Origin of the sequence: Labrenzia sp. THAF35 (genome assembly GCF_009363595.1) — a bacterium.
In the GTDB taxonomy this organism is placed as follows: Bacteria; Pseudomonadota; Alphaproteobacteria; order Rhizobiales; family Stappiaceae; genus Roseibium; species Roseibium algicola.
On record NZ_CP045380.1, the window covers coordinates 5,073,794 to 5,095,507 of the forward strand.

A 21,714-nucleotide genomic window follows, 5' to 3' on the forward strand; every position below is an offset into this window, starting at 1 on the left:
TTTAAACTTACAATTGCAAGAATAAATTGAACCTTTATTCTTCACCCTACGTTAAGCCGGTATCGATAAGAGTGCATGACAACACAACTATCGAGTATTGCCGATGCACGCCGGCCACGCTGTTTACTGCCTTCCTTTTAACAGCCTTCCGGCTTTGCGCAGGACGCTGAAAACTCGTGCCGCAGCTGTTCTGCTGGCTCTGCTGCTTATTCCCCTGTCTGCAGGACTGACAAAAGCTTATGCAGCCGAATGGGTGATCACACGGATTTCCGGAACGGTTTATCTGGTCGCACCAGGCATTCAGGCGCACCGGGCCAGCAAGGGGATGGCACTTCACAAGGGCCATACCATTGCGACGCGAAAAGGCGCACGCGCTGTGCTTCAGCGAGGCAACGACAGCATCACGGTCGGCCCGAATACGGAATTTGCACTATCGCAATATCGCAGCAACGACAGCCAGACCACGCTGCTTCAACGCAAGGGAACGATCGATGTCGATGTCGAGACCCGCGGCAGACCGTTTTTCAGGGTTGAAACGCCTTATCTTGCAGCGGTCGTCAAGGGAACCCGCTTTTCGGTAACCGTAACCGGCAACGAAAGTCAGGTTTCGGTTCAGCGCGGCGTCGTTGGTGTTCAGGATCTCGCATCCGGGCAGCAAAGCGACCTGCGTGCAGGCCAAAGCGTCCAAAGCGCTCCGGGGAAGTTCAACGGTCTCAAATCCGTAGGCAAGAGCCGCGCCGCCATCCAGCAAGGTACACCTGGCAAGCCCAGCTTCGGCGATACCCCGGCAAGCCTGTCACCTGCGGGCTCAAAAGCTCAGAACACCACCACCGGCGGGCGTGACAATGCCGCCAGCGGTAACGGCAACGCAAATGCCTCCTCCGGCAACTCGGGTGATCGCGGGCCGAGTGGTAACGCCAATGGCAACTCAGGCGGAAACTCTGGCGGAAACTCTGGTGCAAATTCCAGCGGAAGCTCTGGCGGTAACGCCGGTTCCGGTAACTCCGGTTCCGCAGGCGCATCAAACAGCGGCGGGGCAAGCGCCGGCGCGTCAGCTGGCGGGGCCAGCGCAGGCGCATCCACCGGAAACGGTGGCGCAAACGCAAATGCCGGTGGCGCCGGAGCTTCTGCCGGACGCTAACCTTCTCTAGATTCTTCCGAGTTCCGCTCTTCAGCCGTTGCCGAGCGCTTCTCCCAGAGAGCGGCCGAGGGCTGACTTCTCTCGCAAATCCAGACCGGAATGCAGATCGACGATGTGGCTCTTCTGGATCTTCTCGGCTGCAGCGCCGTCGCGCTTTTCAAAGGCATTCATCAGGGCATGATGAGAGTGGCTTTCACAGGCAGTGTCTGAGCGCTTCCAGTAAAGAGCGATGATCAGCGAAGAGCGCGAGATCAGTGATCGGATCATGCCGGCGAATACCCGATGGTCGGCGATATCCGCAATCTCCGTATGAAAGCTTCCGGACAGGAACAGCGCCTTGCCCATGTCACCGGCATGAAGAGCTGCATGTTCCGCATCCAGATGTGCGTGCAACTGCGCGAGCTGCCTGTCGGTGATGACATCGGCTGCCAGCCTGGCCACGGCAGGCTCGATCAGGGCACGGGCCTGAAACACCTCGTGAGCCTCGCGGATCGACGGCTTTGCGACGAAGGCACCACGGTTCTTTTCCATGGCGACCAGCCCGGAATGGGCGAGTGCCTGCAACGCAGCGCGCACGACGGTACGGCTGACGCCATAAATTTCGCCCACCTCATCCTCAGACAGTTTCAGCCCCGGTGTCAGTTTGTGTTCCAGAATGGCAGTCTGAAGCTTCAGGCAGATTTCAAGGGCCCGGCCCTGAGGTAGGGCGAAGACTTCATGCAGCTTGCTGCGTTGATCAAGATCGGCTGTGGTCACAGGTTTGGTCATTTTTCTTGAAGTGCCCAATGGGGGTTGAGCGGTGCCTTGATCCTACTCCCCGCCATCCGAAGCGGCAATCTAGGATCGTATACAATTTTTGTTCATATCGTATTTAATTTGCCAAAATATTGTGCACTTTTACCGGTGAGAATTTGCTCATTGCTCCGACTTCTCATCAGGATCTCCGGAATTCCGCCAGTTTTTCGCGTTGGCACGGCACTTGCTGTCTCAGGAGCCGAAAACGGTTTTCTGAAGGAGACGTCCGGCCATGGCGAAGTCCCTGGACCTTGAACTGGCAGCCACCACCAAGATCTATGGCGAGACCATTGCGGTCGACGCGATCAATCACAAATTCGCCGCCGGCACCTATTCTTGCCTGCTGGGGCCATCGGGATGCGGCAAGTCTTCAACCCTGCGAATGATCGCCGGCCATGAGAGCGTCTCCACCGGCGACATCGTTCTGGGTGGCACCAACATCACCGATCTTCCACCTGCCCGGCGCGGCACGGCGATGATGTTCCAGAACTATGCGCTGTTTCCGCATCTGTCCGTGGTCGATAACGTCGCCTTTTCCCAGAAGATGAAGGGTGTCGAAAAACCGGTCCGGCTCAAGAAGGCCCGTCAGTTGCTGGAACTGGTGGATATGGCAGCGTATGCGGAACGGCTGCCTTCGCAGCTCTCCGGCGGTCAGCAGCAACGTGTTGCCCTGGCCCGTGCCCTGATCACCGAACCTTCCGTGCTTCTGCTTGACGAACCGCTGTCGGCACTCGATCCGTTCCTGCGTATCAAGATGCGGCTCGAGTTGAAGAAGCTGCAGCGCGAGCTCGGCATTTCCTTCATCCACGTCACGCACAGCCAGGACGAAGCCCTCGCGCTGGCGGACGACATCATCGTCATGAACGGCGGCAAGATCGAGCAGGCAGGTAGCCCGCGCGATGTGTTCAACACGCCAACAACCGAGTTCGTCGCCCGCTTCATCGGCGGCCACAACGTGCTGCAGCAGAAAGGCGCTTCGGTCGCGCTGCGGGCAGACAGGTTGAGGGTGAAAAAGGCGGCCGGAGAGGACGGCGCCGTTCTGACGGCCTTCGTCAAGGACGTCGAATACCTCGGCTCCACCGTCAATCTCGCGCTTGATGCGGGGGGCGCCGGCGATCTGACGGCCGCACTCACCGACGAAGCCTTTTTCCAGGACCCGATCGAAATCGGCGCAACCGTCTTCCTGACATGGAAGCCGGAAGACGCACACCAACTGGCTGCCTGAAGGCTGCCGATCGAAGGCCTTCTCCCGAGGCCGAACAAACTCCAGAGGGGAACAGGAGTAAGAACATGACAGATACAGTGGGAAAAACTGAACAGATGACCAAGAAAGGCGTCAGCCGCCGCAGCATCCTGAAAGGCGGCGCTGCTGCTGCCGGTGCGGCCCTGGGTTCGGGAGCCATCACCGGCTTCCCGACCATCTGGGCACAGAACATCAAGGACGTGACCCTGCGCCAGTTCGGCACCGGCGTGTCCAACCTCAACGAAGTAGCGCAGAAGGTGAAGGAAGATCTCGGCTTCACCCTGGAAATGACCGCTCTGGACAGTGACGCCGTCACCCAGCGCGCGGCGACCCAGCCGGACAGCTTCGACATTGCGGACATCGAATACTGGATCTGCAAGAAGGTCTGGCCGACCGGCAACCTGCAGGCAATGGACACCTCCAAGATCAAGAACTACGACAAGATCGTCGGCATCTTCAAAAGCGGCAAGCTGACGCCGGAATCCGTGATCGCACAGGGCACCGCGCCGCATACGGTCGGCTTTGTCGACGGTCCGGACGGCAAGGCGTTCGCCACCGAAGAAACTGGCTGGATGACACTCATCCCGACCATCTACAACGCCGACACACTCGGCATCCGTCCGGACCTGATCGGCCGCCCGATCGAAAGCTGGACCGAACTGCTGAACCCGGAATTCAAGGGCAAGGCATCGATCCTCGACATCTCTTCCATCGGCATCATGGATGCGGCCATGGTTTGCGAAGCCATGGGCGAAATCCAGTATGGCGACAAGGGCAACATGACCCGCGAAGAGATCGACAAAACCATGGCGATCTTCACCGAAGCCAAGAAAAACGGCCAGTTCCGCGCCTTCTGGAAGACCTTCGACGAAAGCGTCAACCTGATGGCGTCCGGCGAAGTCGTGATCCAGTCCATGTGGTCTCCGGCGATCACTGCCGTGAAGTCCCGCGGCATCGATTGCGTCTATCAGCCGCTCAAGGAAGGTTACCGGTCGTGGGGTGGTGGCATCGGTCTCTCCAAGAGCTTGACCGGCCTCGAACTGGAAGCAGCCTACGAATACATCAACTGGTATCTCGACGGCTGGGTCGGCGGCTTCCTGATGCGCCAGGGCTACTACTCGGCCGTGCCGGAAACCTCCAAGAACCACATGGACGAGAACGAGTGGGGTTACTGGTTCGAAGGCAAGGAAGCCACCGGCGACATCACCAACCCGTTCGGTGACGTTCTGGCGAAAGCCGGCGAAACCCGCGACGGCGGCTCGTTCTACGAGCGCATGGGTGCCGTTGCCTGCTGGAACGCTGTCATGGACGAGAACCAGTACATGGTTCGCAAGTGGAACGAGTTCATCGCCGCCTGAGGCTGAGCCGACACACTGGTGCCCGGGAAACTTTTCCCGGGCACTTCAAGACACCCGGGGCGAGCATGACACCCGCCTTCTCTACTTACCGGACCCGACCTTCATGACGGATCAGACACAGTCCATTTCCAGCGTGGCCCCGGCTGCAAAAGCTCGTGCAAAGGCTCCCTTCAGCCTCAGTCGCCTGCCCGATGCCATGACCGGCTGGCTACTGTCGCTGCCTCTGGCGCTGGTGCTGTTCTTCTTCCTGGTTCTGCCGATTGCCATGATCGTCGTGGTGAGTTTCTGGGGAGCGACGGAATTCTCGATCTACCCGGCCTTCCAGTTCGACAACTACGAATTCCTGCTGACGTCTCCAGTGACCTACCAGGTGTTCTTCAACACGGTGAAATACGCGCTGATCACCTGGGCGATCACACTGGTGATCGGATTTACCGTTGCCTATTTCCTCGCCTTTCACGTGCGCACGCTGACCTGGCAGATCGTTCTGTTTCTGTTGTGCACGATCCCGTTCTGGACATCCAACATCATCCGCATGATTTCCTGGATCCCGTTCCTGGGCCGCAACGGCATCGCCAATTCCACGTTGATCTCGATGGGCGTCATTGACGAGCCTCTGGATTGGCTGCTCTTTTCCGATTTTTCGGTGATCCTGGCCTTTGTCCACCTCTACACACTGTTCATGGTGGTCCCGATCTTCAACACAATGATGCGTATCGATCGCTCGCTGATCGAGGCAGCCTATGACAATGGCGCCACCGGTCTGCAGACACTCACCAACGTCATCATTCCGCTGACCAAACCCGGCATCATGATCGGTTCCATTTTTGTCGTCACGCTGGTGATGGGCGACTTCATTACCGTGCGCTTCATGTCCGGCAGCCAGAAGGCCAATGTCGGCAGGTTGATCTCCAACGACATCGCGCTTTTGCAATATCCCTCTGCCGCGGCAACAGCGGTCATCCTGCTGATCACGGTGCTTCTGGTGATCTCGATCCTGCTGCGCTTCGTCGACATCCGGAAGGAGCTCTGATCATGGAAAAACGTTCGCGCTCCTTCTATGCGCTTGCCGCGTTCTTTGGCCTTTTCCTGGTTTTCCTCTATGGCCCGACAGTCACCATCGCGATCCTGAGTTTTCAGGGACCGCAGGGCGGGCTGACCTTCCCGATGCGCGGCGTCTCGCTGCACTGGTTCCACGACCTGTTCGAACAACAGGCCGTCGGGGATATCTGGGGCAGTTTCTCGCGCTCGCTCGTGCTTGGCCTCATGGTCATGGTGACAACGGTCGTTGTCTCCGTCATGGGCGGCCTTGCCTTCCGCAAGCGGTTTCCCGGGTCCGGTGCGATCTTCTATCTGATCATCACCTCGCTGGTGATCCCGTCGATCCTGGTTTCGCTCGGCGTCGGCCTGATCTTCTCCCAGTCCGGCCTTGCCGTGCATTGGTCGACCTCGGGCTTCGGCGCGCAGCTGACCTGGACCTTGCCCTTCGGCCTATTGATCATGTTCGCGGTTTTCAACCGTTTCGACAAATCCTACGAGGAAGCCGCGCGCGACCAGGGCGCAAGCGCCTGGCAGACTGTCCGTCATGTCGTGCTGCCGATAATCGCGCCGATGCTGATCGGGGTCGCCCTGTTCGGTTTCACCCTGTCCTATGACGAGTTTGCCCGCACGCTTCTGACGGCCGGCAGCTACAACACGCTGCCGCTGGAAATCTACGGCATGACAACAAACGTCACGACGCCGGTGATCTTTGCGCTCGGCACTCTGACAACCGCCTTCTCCTTCGGCATCATCGGCCTGTTCCTGGCCATTGTCGTCATCCTGAACAAACGCAGGTCACGGCACGGCTCGGATGCCGGAAAGGGCATGGTCTAGGGCCTTACATGCGCGACATACACATCCTCGTCATCAATCCGAATTCCACGGCTTCAATGACGCAGAAGATCGCGGCGGCTGCTCGCGCCGCAGCCGGTCCCTTCAGCCGGATTACGGCCATCAATCCACTGGAGGGACCGGCAGCCATTCAGGGACCAGCCGATGGCGAGGCTGCCCTGCCCGGCCTGTTCGATCTCTTCGAGCGCTCGCTGAAGACCGACCCAAGCATCAGCGCGGTCATCATCGCATGCTTCGACGACACCGGCCTTTGGGAACTGAAGGCGAAATCCCGCGTCCCGGTGGTTGGCATCGGCGAGGCGGCCTACCATGTTGCCTCCGTGGCGGCCGAACGGTTTTCGGTGGTTACCACCTTGTCCGTCTCCGTACCGGTGCTGGAAGAGAACCTGCAGCGCACCGGCCTTGCCGCCCGATGTGTCAGGGTGCGTGCATCGGACGTACCGGTTCTCGAACTGGAAAACCCCGAGAGCGATGCCCGGCACAAGATCGAGGCGGAAATCCAGGCCGCTCTGAGACTGGACGGCATCGGCGCAATCGCACTCGGTTGCGCGGGCATGGCGGATCTGGCCGCCGACCTGACGGCGCAATTCAAGTTACCCGTCATTGATGGTGTGGCGTCCGCTGTGCGTCTTGCAGAGGCGATCACCGCCTAGGCGTCCCCTCGCCTGCTAGTGGTCCAGAATGACCTCCGCCTCCGTGCGGAAGCTTTCCACGGCGGAAAAGAAAACGTCGAACAGCATGCTGCGCTCGTCGCCGAGCGAGAAAACCACTTCCTCGTATTGGCGTTGCATGTCCGAGACCGGAACCCGGTGAACGACATCGGTTCGCCCGGTTCCGAACCGCCACATGAAACCGACCCCGAGGCCATTGACCACTGCTTCATAAACCGCGTCACGGGTGTCCAGTGTCAAAAGAGGCGAAGGCTCGAACCCGGCAGAACGAAAGGCCCTGTCGACCACCCGTTGGGTGGAGGATCCCCTTGTCCGGAAAATCAGGGGTTCGGCCATCAGCCGTTCGCAGGTCACGGCCGGCTCCCGGGAAAGCGGGCTGTCGGGATGGACGATGGCAACGACATTCTGCCTTGCAAGCAAGGCGCGCCGGAAACGGCCATCCGCAGGCACATCCGGCAGCACACCGATGTCGACTTCGCGGGTCAGCACTGCCCGCGTGATCCGCTCATGCGAACCTGTTTCCACCGCGATTTCGATGCCTGGATGCCGCTTGAGAAATTGCGCGATCAACGCCATGCCCGGCATCGAATTTCCCAATCCGATTTTCAAACGACCGTTCAGCAAGGTGTTGTGACGGGTCAAAAGCCGTGTTGCTGCGCGTTCGGCTTCTGCCATGCGTTCGGCGACGTCGCATAGCTCGTTGCACAGGGGGGTTGGCGACAAGACACCGTTTTTCCGGTCGAACAGGCGTACACCAAATTCCGCTTCAAGGTCTTTGACATGACGCGCGACGGCCGGCTGCGAAATCTTCAGCGCCCGTGCCGCTGCAGCATATGAGCCTCCGGACGCGACCGCGTTGACCGCCCGAATGCGCGACAGGGAAAGTGTCATTCCAGGTTTTCTCCGATTAGCAAAGCCAAAGGTTTGATCACCTCAAACCATAGGTTCGCTCTGTTACGGCAGCGTCACAGAGTGACGACAATTTGATTGCGATTTCAGCGGGCCACGCCAACGGAGCACGGCCCTTCCTGACCAGAACAATCCGCCTGCCGTACCGGCGGATCCTCAATGTCGATCGGTGGTACCGAAAGGCAACCGGACAGATATGGACGTCGCAATGCGGACTCGCAAAACAACAACAATTCAATGGCTTGGCGCCGCGGAGGTTGACGGTTATGCCGCAATCCTGTGCGATCTGGACGGTTGCCTGATAGCTGCCGGACGAGCATTGCCGGGCGCGGAAGATTTTGTCCGGGCTGCCGGCAAAAGGGTATCGATCGTTTCGAACAACTCGGCCGACACAAGTGTCACGCTATCGGCAAAACTGAACGCAATCGGACTGCCGCTGCCGCAGGAAAGCATCTTTCTTGCAGGTGAGCTGGCTGTGCGCACGATCGCAGCGGAACGTCCGGGCGCGCGCATCCATGTAATAGCCGAACAGCCGCTTCACGCTCTTGCAACAGAGCTCGGCCTTGAGCGTGCGAACGACCGGACCGACGTCGTCCTGCTTGCCCGGGATACAAAGTTCACCCTGACCGGACTGGAAAAGGCCTTGCGACTGCTGGAGCAAGGCGCAGAGCTGGTCGTGACCAATCCGGATCTTTCCCACCCGAATGCGGACGGTCGCCCGGTGCCGGAAACCGGCTCCCTGCTTGCAGCTTTCAAGGCGTGCTGTCCGGAGATCGCGCCAAGGGTTATCGGCAAACCTCAGCCGTTCCTCATCAACGCGGCACTTGAAGCTGCGGGCGTTCCGGCGAGCGAGGCTGTCTTTGTGGGCGACAACGCCGCGACCGACGGTGCGGCGGCAACCCTTGCCGGTCTCGATTTCATTCACCTCGTCGCAACGCCCTCGCCGCTCGCGAACGGCGCTCCGGTGGAAGACACGTTACCGCTCACTCACCCGTCGTCAGTGGAGGCGAGCGCATGTTGACCTACGTTCTGCGAACCCTTTTGCGGATGGCGATCACCCTGTTCCTCATCGTGACGCTCGTCTTCTTCGCCACCAGGCTTTCCGGAAATCCGGTCGACTTCGTTCTCGGCGAAGGCATCACCAAGGAAGACCGGGCCCTCCTGATCGCTTACTACGGTCTGGATTCCTCCATCGGCACCCAATACTGGCGCTATCTCAGCTCGGTGTTTTCGGGCGAGTTCGGACTGTCCTTCCTGGAAAGGCGGCCGGTTTCGGAAATCGTTCTCGAACGTGCCTGGCCATCCTTGAAACTGCTGCTGAGCGCGGTGTGCTTCACGCTGATAGTGTCCATACCGCTCGGTATTCTGGCCGCCATATACCGCACCAGCATCATCGGCAGCGTGGTAATGGTGATCGCCTTTCTCGGATATGCCGTGCCGTCCTTCATCATCGGCATCCTGTTGGTGCTGATCTTTGCCTACACGCTCAACTGGCTGCCCGTCATTGGCGATGGAACGGCGCTGCATTTCATCATGCCGACGCTTGCCATTTCCGGCACGCTGGTTGCTGCGATCACCCGCTTCACTCGCAACGCCATGCTGGACGTGCTCAGCCAGGACTACATGCGCACAGCCCGTGCCAAGGGCCTGCCGGAGTGGATCGTCATTCTGAAGCACGGATTGCGCAACGCGTCGATCACGCTGCTTTCCGTGGTCGGACTACAGATCGCCAGCCTCGCGGCGGCGGGTAGCGTTGTCGTGGAATCGATCTTCGCATGGCCCGGTATCGGCGATCTCCTCGTCCGGTCCGCCATCCTGCGTGACTACCCAGTCCTCCAGTTCGGTGTCCTGTCCGTCGCTGTCGCGGTCATCGTGATCAACGCAGTGGTTGACATCGCCTACGCCTTCGCGGATCCGCGCATCCGCCTTGCCAAGGGATAAGCGCATGACCGACGCAACACCCAACCTGTCTTCGCCGCGTAATACCGGCACAAGAACATACCGTCTGCCGATCTGGTCGGATGCGAACTGGATTGTCCGGATCGCGCTTCTCATCGGCCTGATCCTGATCGTGACGGCACTCGCCGCCCCCTGGGTTGCCCCCTTCGACCCGAATGCCCAAAGTCTCATTTCCCGCCTGCGTCCGCCAATCGGGTTCGAACGCTACAAGGACGGCTTCTATTTCGGCACCGACGAACTCGGCCGGGACATCTTCTCCCGCTGCATCTACGGCCTGCGGCTGACCTTCGCACTCGCCCTTGCTGGAGCCGTTATCGGTCTACTGATCGGCGGTACATTGGGTCTGATGGCCGGCATCATCGGCGGTGTTTTCGAAGAGGTCATCATGGGCCTGGTCGACGCGCAGATCGCCATACCCTTCACCCTGATCGCCCTTCTCATTCTGGCAGTCATGGGCTCATCCCTGGACGTGATGATCCTCGTGCTCGGTGTCTACGGCTGGGAGCAATACACGCGGATCGTGCGTGGTGAAGTGAAGAAGCTTATCCAGATGCCCTTTGTCGAAGCGGCACGTGCAGCAGGTGCTACGCCGCTCCGGATTGCGGTGAGGCACATCCTGCCCAATGTCGTCTCGCCGATCGTCGTCCAGTTCACACTGAACTTTTCCAACATCGTCATCCTGGAATCGACCCTGTCTTTCCTCGGTCTCGGCGTTCAACCGCCAACCGCAACGCTCGGATCGATGGTCGGCATCGGCCGCGACTACCTGCCGACGGCCCCCTGGATCGTTCTCGCCCCCGCGATGGTGATCCTGCTCCTTACATTCGCAGTCCAGATCCTTGGCGACTGGCTGCGCGACAAGGCGGATGTCCGTCTCAGGTCCCGCTGACCGAACCCAACCACAGAAGCCGGAACGGCCAACGCTCCACCCTAGCAGCCTTGGAGGCTCGATATGACCAAACTACTGGCAACCACCGCTCTTGCTTCGCTCATGGCGACAAGTGCCTTCGCAACAGAACTCACCGTTGGTGCAGCCAACGTGTCCAGCTACCTCGATCCGGGTCGCGATCACTCTAATGTCGGCTCACAGTTCTACTACAACGCCTTCGATACGCTGATCGCAAAGAACCACGACACCACCGACACTGAATGGCAGCCGGGCCTTGCGACAGAATGGAAACTTGTCGAACCGACGATCATGGAACTGAAACTGCGTGAAGGCGTAAAGTTCCACAATGGTGCCGAAATGACCGCCGACGACGTCGTGTTCTCGCTGAACCGGATGTATCAGGCTGACTTCCCACCCTATCAGGTGCGTGCCCGGGACCGTCTTGAAAACTTCGAGAAGGCCGAGAAGGTCGATGATCTCACCGTGCGCATCCATGCAAAGCGCCCGGAGCCTCTTTGGGAAACACTGCTGAACCTGCAGCAGGTCATGATCATTCCGGAAGCTTACACCAAGAGCCTTGCAGGCGACCCGGACAAGCTTGAGCATGACGACTTTGAAGCCTTTTCCCTGAAGCCGGTCGGCACAGGCCCATACAAGGTTGCCGAATTCGTGCCGGGCGAAACAGTGGTCTGGGAACGTTTTGACGACTTCTGGGGCGAAAAGGCACCGCTCGACAAGGTCACTGTCCGGCATATGCCGGAGACTGCTTCACGCATCACGGCCCTGAAAACAGGTGAAGCCGACATCGTCACCAACATCGCACCTGACCAGCTTCAGCTGATCGAGAACGATCCGGACATGAAGGCCGCCGGCAGCGCCACTGCCCTCTTCCACGTCATGATCATGAATGTGAACCATCCGAAACTGAAGGATGCCCGCATCCGTCAGGCCCTGTCGCTCGCCATCGACCGTGACACGCTGAACGAAGCCCTGTGGGGTGGCAAGGCCGTGGTTCCGTCCACGCACACGCTTGCGGAATTCGGCGAATTGTACCAGCCGGAGCTGACCACCTTCGAATACAATCCGGAGAAAGCCAGGGAACTGCTCAAGGAAGCAGGCTACGACGGCTTCGAAATCACCTACGACACCGCTCCCGGTTACTACACCAACGGCCTTCTGGCGGCCCAGGCCATCATGGAGATGTGGGCGGAAGTCGGTATCAAGGGCAAGGTCAACGTCCAGGACAAATGGAGCGGCAACTCCCCTGACATGATGACCCGCAACTGGTCCAACCCGATGTATTTCGCCGACCCGTTCGGCAGCTTCGGCGTCATGTGGGCTCCGAATGGTCCGTCTGAATCCGAAGGCCGTTTCAACACGGACGAAGACTACGCCAAGAGCTGGGAGCAGTTCCGCTTTAACGGTGATGTCGAGTTGCGTCGCGCAGCCTATGCGGAGCTGATGGAGCGCATCAAGCAGGATCCGCCGGTGCTGCCGCTGTATCGCCCATATGAAAGCTGGGCGATGAAGACCAACGTCAACTGGGCTCCCAAGCCGGGTCACATTCCCTACGTGCTCGACTTCCGCGCCGGCTCCATTTCGTTCAACTAAGCAAAAAAGCGCCGCCGGTACACCGGCGGCGCTCTCCCTACCCTTTGATCAATTCAGGAAATTCAACGTGTCCGTACGCATTGCTGTTGTCGCCGACATCCACCACGGCAAACCTTCCGCGACCAAGCGCGGTGACACTGCCCTCGACCTGATGGCCGAGTTTGCCCGTTTCGCCAACGATGCTGCCCCCGATTTCGTCGTCGATCTGGGCGATCGGATTTCCGATATGGACCGCGACACGGACCTTCAGCTGGAACGCGAAGTCGCCGACGCCTTCAAGGCCGTCAATGCTCCGGTCCACCACATCAACGGCAATCACGACCGCGATCACCTGGATGTTTCGGACAACGAGGAAATCCTCGGTCAGTCCCTCGCCAACGCGACCTTTGATGCAGGTGACTGGAAAATTGCGCTGTGGCGCGCAGACAGCAAGATCCATCGGACGCCGGAGCATTCCGGGTTCATTCTCCATGAGGCCGATCTCTTGTGGCTGTCACGCGTTGCACAGAACACGGACAAGCCTCTTCTGGTGCTCAGCCACGTTCCCGTTTCCGGTCATGGCCAGATCGGTAACTACTACTTCGAACGCAATCCCTCAGCTTCGACCTACCCGATGGCAGAACGTGCCCGCGCGGCACTGGCGCAGTCCCGGCAGCCGGTGGTCTGTCTGTCCGGCCACGTTCACTGGAACACAATCACCACGGTGGACGGCATTACCCATCTGACACAGCAGTCGCTCACCGAAAGCTTCACCACCAGGGGCGAACCTGCAGGTGCCTTCGGTTTGCTTGAGCTTGGCGAAACCGTCTCCTGGCAGGTGCAGGGCCTCGACCCGATTGCCCATTCGTTCAAGCCTCATGCCGACCGCTGGACACCGCCGCTACCGGACTTCAACCAGCACCCGGAATTTGCAGCAAGACGCCGCGGAGACCTCAAATGACCAAGCCGGTACTGGACGTTCAGGACCTCAGGATTTCTTTCGGTACTCATGAAGCCGTGAAGGGAATTTCCTTTGCAATTCATGCGCGCGAGACACTTGCGCTGGTCGGAGAGTCCGGTTCCGGCAAATCGGCCACGGCACTTTCCATCCTGCGGCTGATCGAACGAGAAGGTGGAACGATTGGCGGGGGCAGCATCCGCCTGAACGATGGTGATGGCTCCCATGACTTGCGAAGCCTGTCGGATGCACAGCTGACAGCTCTGCGCGGCAATGCCATTTCCATGGTCTTTCAGGAGCCGATGACCTCACTCAACCCGGTTCTGAAAATCGGCGACCAGGTTGGCGAGGTCTTCATCCGCCACCGGAAGTTCGACAGGCGCAAGGCAATGCAAGCCGCGGAAGAAGCCCTCGATCAGGTGCGCATTCCGGATCCGGCGCGGCGGCTGCAGCAATATCCGCACGAACTTTCCGGCGGCCTGCGTCAACGGGTGATGATTGCAATGGCGCTCGCCTGCAGGCCCAAACTGCTGATCTGCGATGAACCGACAACGGCTCTGGATGTCACCACCCAGGCAGAGATCCTGACACTGATCCGGAACCTTCAGGCCGAAATCGGCATGGGCGTTTTGTTCATCACACATGACATGGGCGTTGTTGCCGAAATTGCCGACCGGGTCGTCGTGCTTCGCAACGGTGAAAAGATGGAAGAAGCCAGCGTTCACGATCTTTTCGAAAGGCCGAAGGCTGCCTACACAAAGGCGCTGATGGCGGCAACGCCGAAACCGGGTTCCGGAACCAGCACGCAGCAGGCCGGGACCGAGACAGTGCTGGATGTTGAGCAACTGTCGACACGATTTGCCGGCAAATCCGGCCTGTTTTCCAGGAAATCCGACGGCGTTCTGGCCGTGAACCGCGTTTCGCTGAAGGTTGCGCGTGGCGAGACGCTTGGTCTGGTTGGCGAATCCGGTTGCGGCAAGTCGACCCTGGCTCGATCCATTCTGCACCTGATCGAACCTGAAAGCGGATCTGTCCGGCTTGACGGTCATGTTCTGAACAGCTCCTCCCGGCAGGCGCTCCGCGAAACGCGGAAGGACATGCAGATGGTGTTTCAGGACCCTTATGCGAGCCTCAATCCGCGGCTTCCGGTACATGAGCTGATCACGGAGCCGGCACGGATCCACGGCCTTGTCTCGCGCAAGGACCAGAAGGAACTCGCAGCGGATCTGGTTGAAAGGGTTGGATTGGAGCGCGATGCCATCAATCGCTTCGTGCACCAATTCTCCGGCGGACAACGTCAGCGTCTGTGCATTGCGCGTGCCTTGTCGGTGGAACCGAAACTCATTATTGCGGACGAAGCGGTTTCCGCGCTGGATGTTTCCATTGCCCGGCAGATCACTGATCTGATGCTGGAACTGCAACGCACGGAAGGTCTGTCGTTCCTGTTCATCTCACACGATATCGGCGTGGTGGAGCGGGTCAGTCACCGCATTGCCGTGATGTACAAGGGCGAGATTGTCGAAACCGGTCCAACCGAACAGATTCTGAAAAACCCCCAGCACCCGTACACACGCCGCCTGTTGTCTGCTGTTCCAAACCCGATGCCGAAGCAACGCCGCAAGTCTGCGGAGGCCTTCACGGCATTTCCGCAGGAAAGCACGACACTGGCGGCGATGGCGTAACCAACTTCAGGCCAATTCGTTCCGGTGCAATCTGTTTCAGGAATATGGGGTCTCTTTACTGGCCCCTCACCCGGCAACACGCTATATCCTTGCCCCGGACGGACACAGACCTGGAGCTGCCATGAGCGGATTGCTTGCCCTACTCGATGACGTTGCCGCAATCGCCAAGATTGCCGCGGCCTCCGCGGATGACGTGATCGGCCAGGCGGCCAAGGCGGGCGCGAAAGCGGCCGGAGCCGTAATCGACGACGCAGCCGTCACTCCGAAATATGTCGCCGGATTTTCCCCTGCACGCGAAATTCCGATCGTCTGGCGGATCGCGAAGGGATCAATCAAGAACAAGCTGATCTTCCTGCTTCCTGCCGGCCTCGTACTCAATGAGTTTTTACCAGGTATCATCACACCGTTGCTGATGCTGGGTGGCGCCTACCTGTGTTTTGAGGGGGCGGAAAAGATCTATCACATCTTCAAGCCACATCATCATGACGCCGACGAGCCGGAAGGCTTCGTTGCCGACCCGTTGCATCTGGAAGAACAGAAGGTTTCCGGCGCCATCAAGACCGACTTCATCCTGTCGGCGGAAATCATGACGATCGCCCTCGCCGAGATTCCTGAAAGCACCATCTGGATGGAAGCTGCTACGCTTGCAGTGGTCGCAATCGGCATCACCGTTCTCGTTTATGGCTCCGTTGCCTTGCTGGTAAAGGCGGACGACTTCGGCCTGATGCTGACGCGCAGAGGCCGCCTGTCGCTGACCCGCGCCATCGGCCACGGCATTGTGAAAGCCATGCCCGGCTTCATGAAACTGCTGATGACAGTTGGCACCGCCGCCATGCTTTGGGTCGGTGGCTCCATCGTGCTGCATGGTATGGACGTTCTGGGCTTCGGGCAGATCTACGGCATCATCCACGACATTGCCCACAACGTCGCTCATTCGGTACAGGTCGCTCAAGGCTTCCTCACATGGGTGGTAACGGCAAGCCTGGACGGTCTATTCGGCCTTGCACTCGGCATGCTGCTGATCCCGGTGACCAGCAAGGTGATCCTGCCGGTCTGGCGGCTCGTCAGAGGCAAGTCAGCCGCGAAGAGCCACTGACCTTCGAGCGGTCGGCCCGGAAAAAACAAAGGCAATCGACAGGAGACAGTCGATTGCCTTTTTCGTCAGAGAGCAAAGCGCAGGATTTTCTGTACGCCGTCGAGACCGGGACATGTCAGCCCGACAGCCTGCTCCCAGTCGCTCAATGTCAGTTCATAAAACGTATTGAAGCTTGAGGGGCCTTCTGGTTGAGCAAACGTGGTGTAACGCGCAACCGTAAGTGCCGTACCGACAAAGCCAGACTTCATGATGACATAGGCACAGGCCATGTAGGTGCGGTCATAGGGCACCGACGGGTCCTTGTCGCAGTCAACGATCCGCCACGCCCCTAAACACCTGCAAGCGCGAGAAGTTCAAATTAGCGTTTAGATCCAAATAAAGTTCTACCTTCGCAAATTCGAGCATTGCGATTGAACGGGCATGGTTGGCTCTGCAGATCAGGCTTCGGCGTTACCGGGCAAAAGCATCCCGATTTCTTCGCCCGACAGGAACATTGCAAAGAGATCTGCCGCCTTGTTCGCATCAAGAGGCATGGTCTCGATCCGTTTCGGCAGATCAGCGCGCTGCGTGTCGTTCAAAACATATCCGCGCAGCTTCACAATGCCCGCAAGATAGTCCGGATCTATTTCCGGATGCGGCTGACATGTCAGGATCCGGCCAGGCAGATGAAGCCCGGCAATCGGGCAACCTGAACTGCTTGCAACAACTTCAAGCCCCTTGGGCGCCATTGTGACCTGGTCCTGATGCCAGGCATTGAGCACCAGTTTTTCGTGACCGAAACCGCGATAGGTTTCCGGGCCTGCGGTAAATCCCCTGGGCGACCTCTCCACCTTACCACCAAGGGCCTGAGCAATGATCTGGTGACCGAAGCAAACACCGATCAGAGGGCGCTCGCTCTGGTGGATAGCGCGGATAAGATCCTCAAGCTGCGGAATCCAGTCGTGGTCTTCGTAGGCTCCGTGGCGGGACCCGGTTATCAACCAGGAATCCGCTGCTTCCGGCCCATCGGGGAACTGGCCCGCCTCGACATCATAGGTCGTGAAGGAAAACCCGCGACCGGCCAGCAACTGCCGGAAGCATGCATCGTAGTCGCCCAATTCCTGTGCCAGTTCGTCGGGGGCATGCCCGGGCTGCAAGATGCCGATATGTCTGGAGTTCATCGATAGGTCTCGTCTGGCGAATCCGGCTGGCGCCGATCGCTCATGATTGACCGCTCTTTGCAGCATCCGCAAGACACGCGCCAAGTTTGCGCTTCTGCTCTCCGGATGGCTCGAAATTCTCCGCGGCCAACCAGGCTTCATAGCCCTTTTTCAGCGCCGGCCATTCCTTGTCGATCATGGAGAACCACGCCGTATCGCGATTGAGACCCTTGACGACAAGATGCTGCCGGAAGACGCCCTCCTCGCTGAAACCGAAACGCAAGGCGGCCTGCCTGGACGGAATGTTGTCGTTGTTGCACTTCCATTCGAAGCGCCGGTAACCGAGATCATCGAACACATATTTCATGAACAGATAGAGGGCTTCGGTCGCCCCACGTCTGCGCGAGATCAGAGGCCCCCAATAGATATTTCCAATTTCGATGACACCGTTGGCCTCGTCGATCCGCATAAGCGTCTGCCGTCCGGCAACTTTGCCGGTTTCCTTGTCCACGATTGCAAAAAAGAGCGGATCCTTGCTGGCTGCAGCCTTTTCCACCCACCCGCGGAAATCAGTCTCCGTCTCCGGCGGATACTCAGGCAGCCAGCGGAATTTCTGATCGCCGTCCGGCACATCGGAAGCTTCGAATAGCCCGGACGTATGATGTACCGGGTCAAGCGGCTCCAGAACAACGTAACGGCCCTCAATCGGCTTGTGCTCCGGCCGGGGACGCGCGGTCCAATGGCTAAGGTTTTCAGGCATGATCATCTCCGGAAAGGGCATGGCTTGCTTGCATGTGCCGGCAGTTTGCTACCGGCACGCTCCCACTGTCTACCGCTTCACTGGTACCGCGAGAAGATCCAGTTCCTCGAGACCAACAGAACCAGTTAGGCGTCTCTTTTCCTTTAGGCCACATCACGCCGTAAAGGAGCAACGAAGCCCATCTGCAACCAACAAAACTCGTGTTAAGCTCCACCGGTTTCTGGAGGAGGCAAACCATGACTTCGGGTGTAACGGTGCTTGTCGGGACCACCAAGGGAGCGTTCCTGCTGAACGGTGGAAGTGACCGTGGAGGCTGGAAGGTAAAGGGACCTTTCTGCGATGGCTGGCCGATCAATCACGTGATCGGCGATCCGGAAAGCGGTACGATCTGGGCCGGCGGCGGCGGCGAATGGTCCGGCGCGGGCGTCTGGCGTTCTGTCGACGGCGGCGAGACATGGGAGGTCACCCGACTGACCAAAGGGACGCTCGACGACTGGGCAGCCAATGATCCCGAGACGGCCAAGTTTTTGAATTGGACACCTCAGGACCTGCCTTTTGCGGACGACTTTTCGCAAATCTGGTCGCTCGGGTATGCCCACGGCACGCTCTACGCCGGCACCAAGCCCGCAAGATTTCTCGCCAGCCGGGATGGCGGCAAGAGCTTCGCGCATCTGGAAGGGCTTGCCAATCATCCGTCCGCAGACAGCTGGAACCCGGGTGCGGCCGGCCTTGTGCTGCACACGATCGTTTCCGACCCGGACAATCCGAAAAAGCTCTGGATAGGCATTTCAGCCGCAGGCGTTTTCGCCAGCGAAGATGGCGGCATGACCTGGGAGCGACGCAACCGGCTGTCCAACGCGGCCGCCTGTGAGGGACATGATCACCCTGCCTCCCCGCGCGACGGCGAGACCGGCCATTGCGTTCACAACATGATGCGTGCACCTGGCGACAATGACCTGCTTTATCAGCAGAACCACCACGGCGTCTGGCGATCCGCAGACGGCGGGCTCAACTGGGACAACATCACCGACGGCCTGCCCTCCACCTTCGGCTTCCCGATCCGCGTTCATCCGCGAGATCCTGACACCATCTGGACTCTCCCACTTAACGGAGACACCGAAGGCCGGTTTCCACCCGGTGCGGCAGCAGCCGTCTGGAAGTCCGATGACGGTGGCCGAACCTGGCGGGACAAGCGCGAGGGCCTTCCGCAGGAAGCCTGCTTCTTCACGGTTCTGCGTCAGGCGATGGGCGGCGACACACGAGACCCCGCCGGGCTCTACTTCGGCACAAACTCAGGCTCGGTTTTCGCCAGCCTGGATGAAGGTGAGACCTGGCAGGAAATTGCCCGCCATTTGCCGACAGTGCTGGCCGTTGAGGTTTTGGACCGAGGATAAAACCAGCTGACATCGAGAAGGCCTTGCTGCCAGCTCGCTGCCACGCGTTCGTCACGACCACATCTTCCTGGACACAAAGACCGTTCAGCACGCGCGCTGTTCGCCAGCCGTCCATTGTTCGCAAGCTCCACTGGGTGCCCCACCCTGAAGCGAATGATTGGTGACATCCCGGCACGACCTCTGTATACAGTCAATATCCAGTCAATTTGAAAGCAATTCTTCATGACCGAATGGTGTCCTGACCTTTCCGCCAGCAGTGCTCCGCGCTATGCCGCGATCGCGGACGCCATTGAAGAAGATATTCGCACCGGACGCCTTTCGCCTGGAGACCGGCTTCCTGCGCAGCGCCAGTTGGCAGCCCGGCTCGGGCTTGACTTCACCACCGTTGCACGCGGTTACACCGAAGCCCGCAGGCGTGGCGCTATCTCCTCCATGGTTGGCAGCGGCACATTCGTCACCGGCCCCGACAGCGTGCTGGGCGGCGGCGTTGCAACACGTGATGCCAAGCGGCTGTCACCTCCGGACTTTTCCATGAACCTGCCGCCGGAAGTCAGTGACCCCGGCCTGATTGCCCGTATGAAAGAGGGGCTCGCGGCGCTTTCGGCCGACCTCATTCCGCTGCTTCGATACCAGACAATTTCTGAAAAGGACCCGGACCGCCAGGCTGCAGCACGCTGGCTTGCCGGGGTTGGCCTCAAACCCGACCCGGAAGATATTCTGTTTGCTCCCGGCGCTCAGGCAGCCCTTGCCGGCATTCTTGCAACGCTTTGCGAGCCGGGTGACCGGATCGCATGCGAAGCCGTCACCTATCCCGGGATCCGCTCCATCTGCGGACAACTCAGACTGGAGCTTTGTGGCTTGTCGAGTGACGAAGAAGGCATTGATCCGGAGGCCTTTCGCAAAGCCTGTCTCGACGGTCGCCTGAAGGCACTCTATCTCAATCCTACTCTTCACAACCCAACCACTCGCACCCTCTCCGAGCAGCGGCGCCGCGACCTTGCGGCCGTCGCGCAACGCAACGGCGTGCCGATCCTGGAGGATGATCCCTACGGCCAGCTCAGCCGCAAGCAGGTCCAGTCGATAGCCGCTCTTGCTCCGGATATCACCTGGTACATCGGCTCTCTTTCGAAAAGCGTTGGAGCCGGTCTCCGGCTCGCCCACGTCCTTGCCCCGGACCGGAGCGCTGCATGGCAGTTCGCTCGTTCACAGCGCACGTCCAGCGTCATGATTTCACCGCTCACGACAGCCCTGGCCACGCGCTGGATCGAAGATGGCACTGCCAGAGCCCTGCTTCGGCACATCCGAAGCGAAAGCGCGGCCCGGCAGGAACTGGCCGCCCGCTATCTGAAAAGCCAGAAGTTTGAAGCCGACCCTGACGGATTTCATATCTGGCTTGCCTTGCCGGAAGGCTGGTCTCGTCCGGCCTTTGTCAGCCAGATGAGGAACCAGGCTGTTGGCGTTGTGGAAAGCGACGCCTTCACGATTGCCGGAAAGGCGGATGAATCCGTGCGGCTCTGTCTGGGCGGACCACATGATCGCGCTCAGATCGATAGCGCGTTCAGGGTCATTTCCGAGGCATTGGCGTCAACGCCGGACAAGACCTCCACCTACTTCTGAACGAAAAGGCAAAGACTGCACACAACCCTCTGCCAATCTGCCGCAGGCGATCGGCTTGCTACGCAAGCAATTTGCTTTATCTTTGACTGCAAACATATCCATTCATTCAAATATTGACTGGATTAACGTCTCCGGCTCGAACCGGAAGACCTCTCGCAGGAAAAGGTGTTCCATGACCACTCCACAAAGCTGGCCGCAAATTCCGCCGATCCGCACCGGCATCAAGGGCCGCTGCCCGCGTTGCGGCGAAGGTTCCATCTTCGACGGCTTCCTGAAGCTGAAGCCGAAATGCGACCACTGCGGACTTGATTACAGCTTTGCCGACCCTGCGGACGGGCCCGCGTTTTTCGTGATCTGCTTCGGCTGCATTCCCGCAGTCGCCTTTGCGATCTGGCTCGAAATCGCGTTTACAGCCCCTTACTGGGTGCATTTGGTGACGACCCTGCCGCTGATCCTGGTGACCTGCATTCCTATGCTTCGACCGCTCAAGGGCTGGCTGGTCTCAAGCCAGTATTTCTACAAGGCGGAAGAAGGCAAGCTGGCCACACCCGTTTCCCAATCCTCGGAAAGCCAGGTCTGACGTTCGGAAGCCCCAAGCCGGACCGACGACCAGACTTTCC

21 protein-coding genes are annotated in these 21,714 nt (G+C 59.3%); 16 read left to right on the forward strand and 5 right to left on the reverse strand.

The features are described from left to right. Nucleotides 1-103 precede the first annotated feature (103 nt). Complete coding sequence (locus FIU93_RS23335; protein ID WP_152506917.1) at nucleotides 104-1,141, forward strand: FecR family protein; 1,038 nt, start codon at nucleotides 104-106, stop codon at nucleotides 1,139-1,141. A gap of 30 nt (nucleotides 1,142-1,171) precedes the next feature. On the opposite strand, the gene FIU93_RS23340 is transcribed toward FIU93_RS23335, so the two are convergent. Then, complete coding sequence (locus tag FIU93_RS23340; protein WP_152506918.1) at nucleotides 1,172-1,909, reverse strand: GntR family transcriptional regulator; 738 nt, start codon at nucleotides 1,907-1,909, stop codon at nucleotides 1,172-1,174. Nucleotides 1,910-2,168: 259 nt separating this feature from the next. On the opposite strand from FIU93_RS23340, the gene FIU93_RS23345 reads away from it, so the two are divergent. The 5 genes from FIU93_RS23345 (at nucleotide 2,169) to FIU93_RS23365 (ending at nucleotide 7,083) form a co-directional block, all read left to right on the forward strand. Continuing rightward, the gene (locus FIU93_RS23345) at nucleotides 2,169-3,161 is read left to right on the forward strand and encodes an ABC transporter ATP-binding protein (protein WP_023004009.1); all 993 of its coding nucleotides are present in this window, start codon (nucleotides 2,169-2,171) and stop codon (nucleotides 3,159-3,161) included. A gap of 65 nt (nucleotides 3,162-3,226) precedes the next feature. After that, nucleotides 3,227-4,537: an extracellular solute-binding protein gene (locus tag FIU93_RS23350; RefSeq protein WP_023014488.1), complete on the forward strand. Its 1,311-nt coding sequence runs from the start codon at nucleotides 3,227-3,229 to the stop codon at nucleotides 4,535-4,537. A 196-nt stretch (nucleotides 4,538-4,733) separates the two neighbouring features. Further along, entirely contained in the window at nucleotides 4,734-5,570 is an 837-nt protein-coding gene (locus FIU93_RS23355; RefSeq protein ID WP_031270739.1) for an ABC transporter permease, read from the forward strand. A gap of 2 nt (nucleotides 5,571-5,572) precedes the next feature. Further along, nucleotides 5,573-6,412 (forward strand): ABC transporter permease, encoded by an 840-nt coding sequence (locus FIU93_RS23360; RefSeq protein ID WP_055653687.1) that lies wholly within the window; start codon nucleotides 5,573-5,575, stop codon nucleotides 6,410-6,412. A gap of 8 nt (nucleotides 6,413-6,420) precedes the next feature. Beyond that, nucleotides 6,421-7,083 carry an aspartate/glutamate racemase family protein gene (locus FIU93_RS23365; protein WP_152506919.1) on the forward strand — a complete coding sequence of 221 codons (663 nt, stop codon included), beginning with the start codon at nucleotides 6,421-6,423 and terminating at the stop codon, nucleotides 7,081-7,083. A 15-nt stretch (nucleotides 7,084-7,098) separates the two neighbouring features. Here the strand turns inward: FIU93_RS23365 and FIU93_RS23370 are convergent, their stop codons facing one another. Beyond that, entirely contained in the window at nucleotides 7,099-7,992 is an 894-nt protein-coding gene (locus tag FIU93_RS23370) for a LysR family transcriptional regulator (protein ID WP_152506920.1), read from the reverse strand. A 226-nt stretch (nucleotides 7,993-8,218) separates the two neighbouring features. Here FIU93_RS23370 and FIU93_RS23375 point away from each other — a divergent pair, with 226 nt between their 5' ends. The 7 genes from FIU93_RS23375 to FIU93_RS23405 all read left to right on the forward strand — a co-directional run bounded on the left by FIU93_RS23375 (nucleotide 8,219) and on the right by FIU93_RS23405 (nucleotide 16,184). Continuing rightward, complete coding sequence (locus tag FIU93_RS23375; RefSeq protein ID WP_152506921.1) at nucleotides 8,219-9,031, forward strand: HAD family hydrolase; 813 nt, start codon at nucleotides 8,219-8,221, stop codon at nucleotides 9,029-9,031. Then, on the forward strand, nucleotides 9,025-9,951 hold the full coding sequence (locus FIU93_RS23380) for an ABC transporter permease (RefSeq protein ID WP_023004002.1): 927 nt from the start codon (nucleotides 9,025-9,027) through the stop codon (nucleotides 9,949-9,951). Before FIU93_RS23375 ends, FIU93_RS23380 begins: the two co-directional genes overlap by 7 nt. Before the next feature lie 4 nt (nucleotides 9,952-9,955). Next, a complete protein-coding gene (locus tag FIU93_RS23385) occupies nucleotides 9,956-10,858 on the forward strand; it encodes an ABC transporter permease (protein ID WP_152506922.1) in 903 nt (300 codons plus the stop codon). Between the two features lie 63 nt (nucleotides 10,859-10,921). Beyond that, nucleotides 10,922-12,469: an ABC transporter substrate-binding protein gene (locus tag FIU93_RS23390; protein WP_152506923.1), complete on the forward strand. Its 1,548-nt coding sequence runs from the start codon at nucleotides 10,922-10,924 to the stop codon at nucleotides 12,467-12,469. A gap of 67 nt (nucleotides 12,470-12,536) precedes the next feature. Continuing rightward, nucleotides 12,537-13,409, forward strand: coding sequence for a metallophosphoesterase (locus tag FIU93_RS23395; protein ID WP_152506924.1), 873 nt, complete (start codon nucleotides 12,537-12,539; stop codon nucleotides 13,407-13,409). Then, nucleotides 13,406-15,088 carry an ABC transporter ATP-binding protein gene (locus tag FIU93_RS23400; RefSeq protein ID WP_152506925.1) on the forward strand — a complete coding sequence of 561 codons (1,683 nt, stop codon included), beginning with the start codon at nucleotides 13,406-13,408 and terminating at the stop codon, nucleotides 15,086-15,088. Before FIU93_RS23395 ends, FIU93_RS23400 begins: the two co-directional genes overlap by 4 nt. Nucleotides 15,089-15,209: 121 nt before the next feature. Next, nucleotides 15,210-16,184, forward strand: coding sequence for a DUF808 domain-containing protein (locus FIU93_RS23405; protein WP_023003997.1), 975 nt, complete (start codon nucleotides 15,210-15,212; stop codon nucleotides 16,182-16,184). A 65-nt stretch (nucleotides 16,185-16,249) separates the two neighbouring features. On the opposite strand, the gene FIU93_RS23410 is transcribed toward FIU93_RS23405, so the two are convergent. From FIU93_RS23410 to FIU93_RS23420, 3 genes are all read right to left on the reverse strand, one after another. After that, complete coding sequence (locus FIU93_RS23410; protein ID WP_209010217.1) at nucleotides 16,250-16,474, reverse strand: histidine decarboxylase, pyruvoyl type; 225 nt, start codon at nucleotides 16,472-16,474, stop codon at nucleotides 16,250-16,252. Between the two features lie 147 nt (nucleotides 16,475-16,621). Continuing rightward, nucleotides 16,622-17,344: a type 1 glutamine amidotransferase gene (locus tag FIU93_RS23415; protein WP_152506927.1), complete on the reverse strand. Its 723-nt coding sequence runs from the start codon at nucleotides 17,342-17,344 to the stop codon at nucleotides 16,622-16,624. Nucleotides 17,345-17,384: 40 nt separating this feature from the next. After that, a complete protein-coding gene (locus FIU93_RS23420; RefSeq protein WP_152506928.1) occupies nucleotides 17,385-18,083 on the reverse strand; it encodes a GNAT family protein in 699 nt (232 codons plus the stop codon). Between the two features lie 236 nt (nucleotides 18,084-18,319). Between FIU93_RS23420 and FIU93_RS23425 the strand changes: the two genes are divergently transcribed. The 3 genes from FIU93_RS23425 (at nucleotide 18,320) to FIU93_RS23435 (ending at nucleotide 21,674) form a co-directional block, all read left to right on the forward strand. Further along, nucleotides 18,320-19,477 carry an exo-alpha-sialidase gene (locus FIU93_RS23425; RefSeq protein WP_152506929.1) on the forward strand — a complete coding sequence of 386 codons (1,158 nt, stop codon included), beginning with the start codon at nucleotides 18,320-18,322 and terminating at the stop codon, nucleotides 19,475-19,477. 222 nt (nucleotides 19,478-19,699) lie between these two features. After that, nucleotides 19,700-21,094 (forward strand): PLP-dependent aminotransferase family protein, encoded by a 1,395-nt coding sequence (locus FIU93_RS23430; protein WP_152506930.1) that lies wholly within the window; start codon nucleotides 19,700-19,702, stop codon nucleotides 21,092-21,094. Nucleotides 21,095-21,266: 172 nt separating this feature from the next. Beyond that, on the forward strand, nucleotides 21,267-21,674 hold the full coding sequence (locus FIU93_RS23435; RefSeq protein WP_023003992.1) for a DUF983 domain-containing protein: 408 nt from the start codon (nucleotides 21,267-21,269) through the stop codon (nucleotides 21,672-21,674). Nucleotides 21,675-21,714: the final 40 nt, after the last annotated feature.

Excerpts from the sequence above, each read along its gene's own strand:
- FIU93_RS23430 (WP_152506930.1), top strand. The coding sequence starts at position 19,700 with ATGACCGAATGGTGTCCTGACCTTTCCGCCAGCAGTGCTCCGCGCTAT.
- FIU93_RS23365 (WP_152506919.1), top strand. The coding sequence starts at position 6,421 with ATGCGCGACATACACATCCTCGTCATCAATCCGAATTCCACGGCTTCA.
- FIU93_RS23425 (WP_152506929.1), top strand. The coding sequence starts at position 18,320 with ATGACTTCGGGTGTAACGGTGCTTGTCGGGACCACCAAGGGAGCGTTC.
- FIU93_RS23385 (WP_152506922.1), top strand. The coding sequence starts at position 9,956 with ATGACCGACGCAACACCCAACCTGTCTTCGCCGCGTAATACCGGCACA.
- FIU93_RS23390 (WP_152506923.1), top strand. The coding sequence starts at position 10,922 with ATGACCAAACTACTGGCAACCACCGCTCTTGCTTCGCTCATGGCGACA.
- FIU93_RS23380 (WP_023004002.1), top strand. The coding sequence starts at position 9,025 with ATGTTGACCTACGTTCTGCGAACCCTTTTGCGGATGGCGATCACCCTG.
- FIU93_RS23420 (WP_152506928.1), bottom strand. The coding sequence starts at position 18,083 with ATGCCTGAAAACCTTAGCCATTGGACCGCGCGTCCCCGGCCGGAGCAC.
- FIU93_RS23340 (WP_152506918.1), bottom strand. The coding sequence starts at position 1,909 with ATGACCAAACCTGTGACCACAGCCGATCTTGATCAACGCAGCAAGCTG.
- FIU93_RS23345 (WP_023004009.1), top strand. The coding sequence starts at position 2,169 with ATGGCGAAGTCCCTGGACCTTGAACTGGCAGCCACCACCAAGATCTAT.
- FIU93_RS23435 (WP_023003992.1), top strand. The coding sequence starts at position 21,267 with ATGACCACTCCACAAAGCTGGCCGCAAATTCCGCCGATCCGCACCGGC.
- FIU93_RS23335 (WP_152506917.1), top strand. The coding sequence starts at position 104 with ATGCACGCCGGCCACGCTGTTTACTGCCTTCCTTTTAACAGCCTTCCG.
- FIU93_RS23400 (WP_152506925.1), top strand. The coding sequence starts at position 13,406 with ATGACCAAGCCGGTACTGGACGTTCAGGACCTCAGGATTTCTTTCGGT.
- FIU93_RS23360 (WP_055653687.1), top strand. The coding sequence starts at position 5,573 with ATGGAAAAACGTTCGCGCTCCTTCTATGCGCTTGCCGCGTTCTTTGGC.
- FIU93_RS23355 (WP_031270739.1), top strand. The coding sequence starts at position 4,734 with ATGACCGGCTGGCTACTGTCGCTGCCTCTGGCGCTGGTGCTGTTCTTC.
- FIU93_RS23375 (WP_152506921.1), top strand. The coding sequence starts at position 8,219 with ATGCGGACTCGCAAAACAACAACAATTCAATGGCTTGGCGCCGCGGAG.
- FIU93_RS23350 (WP_023014488.1), top strand. The coding sequence starts at position 3,227 with ATGACAGATACAGTGGGAAAAACTGAACAGATGACCAAGAAAGGCGTC.
- FIU93_RS23405 (WP_023003997.1), top strand. The coding sequence starts at position 15,210 with ATGAGCGGATTGCTTGCCCTACTCGATGACGTTGCCGCAATCGCCAAG.
- FIU93_RS23415 (WP_152506927.1), bottom strand. The coding sequence starts at position 17,344 with ATGAACTCCAGACATATCGGCATCTTGCAGCCCGGGCATGCCCCCGAC.
- FIU93_RS23370 (WP_152506920.1), bottom strand. The coding sequence starts at position 7,992 with ATGACACTTTCCCTGTCGCGCATTCGGGCGGTCAACGCGGTCGCGTCC.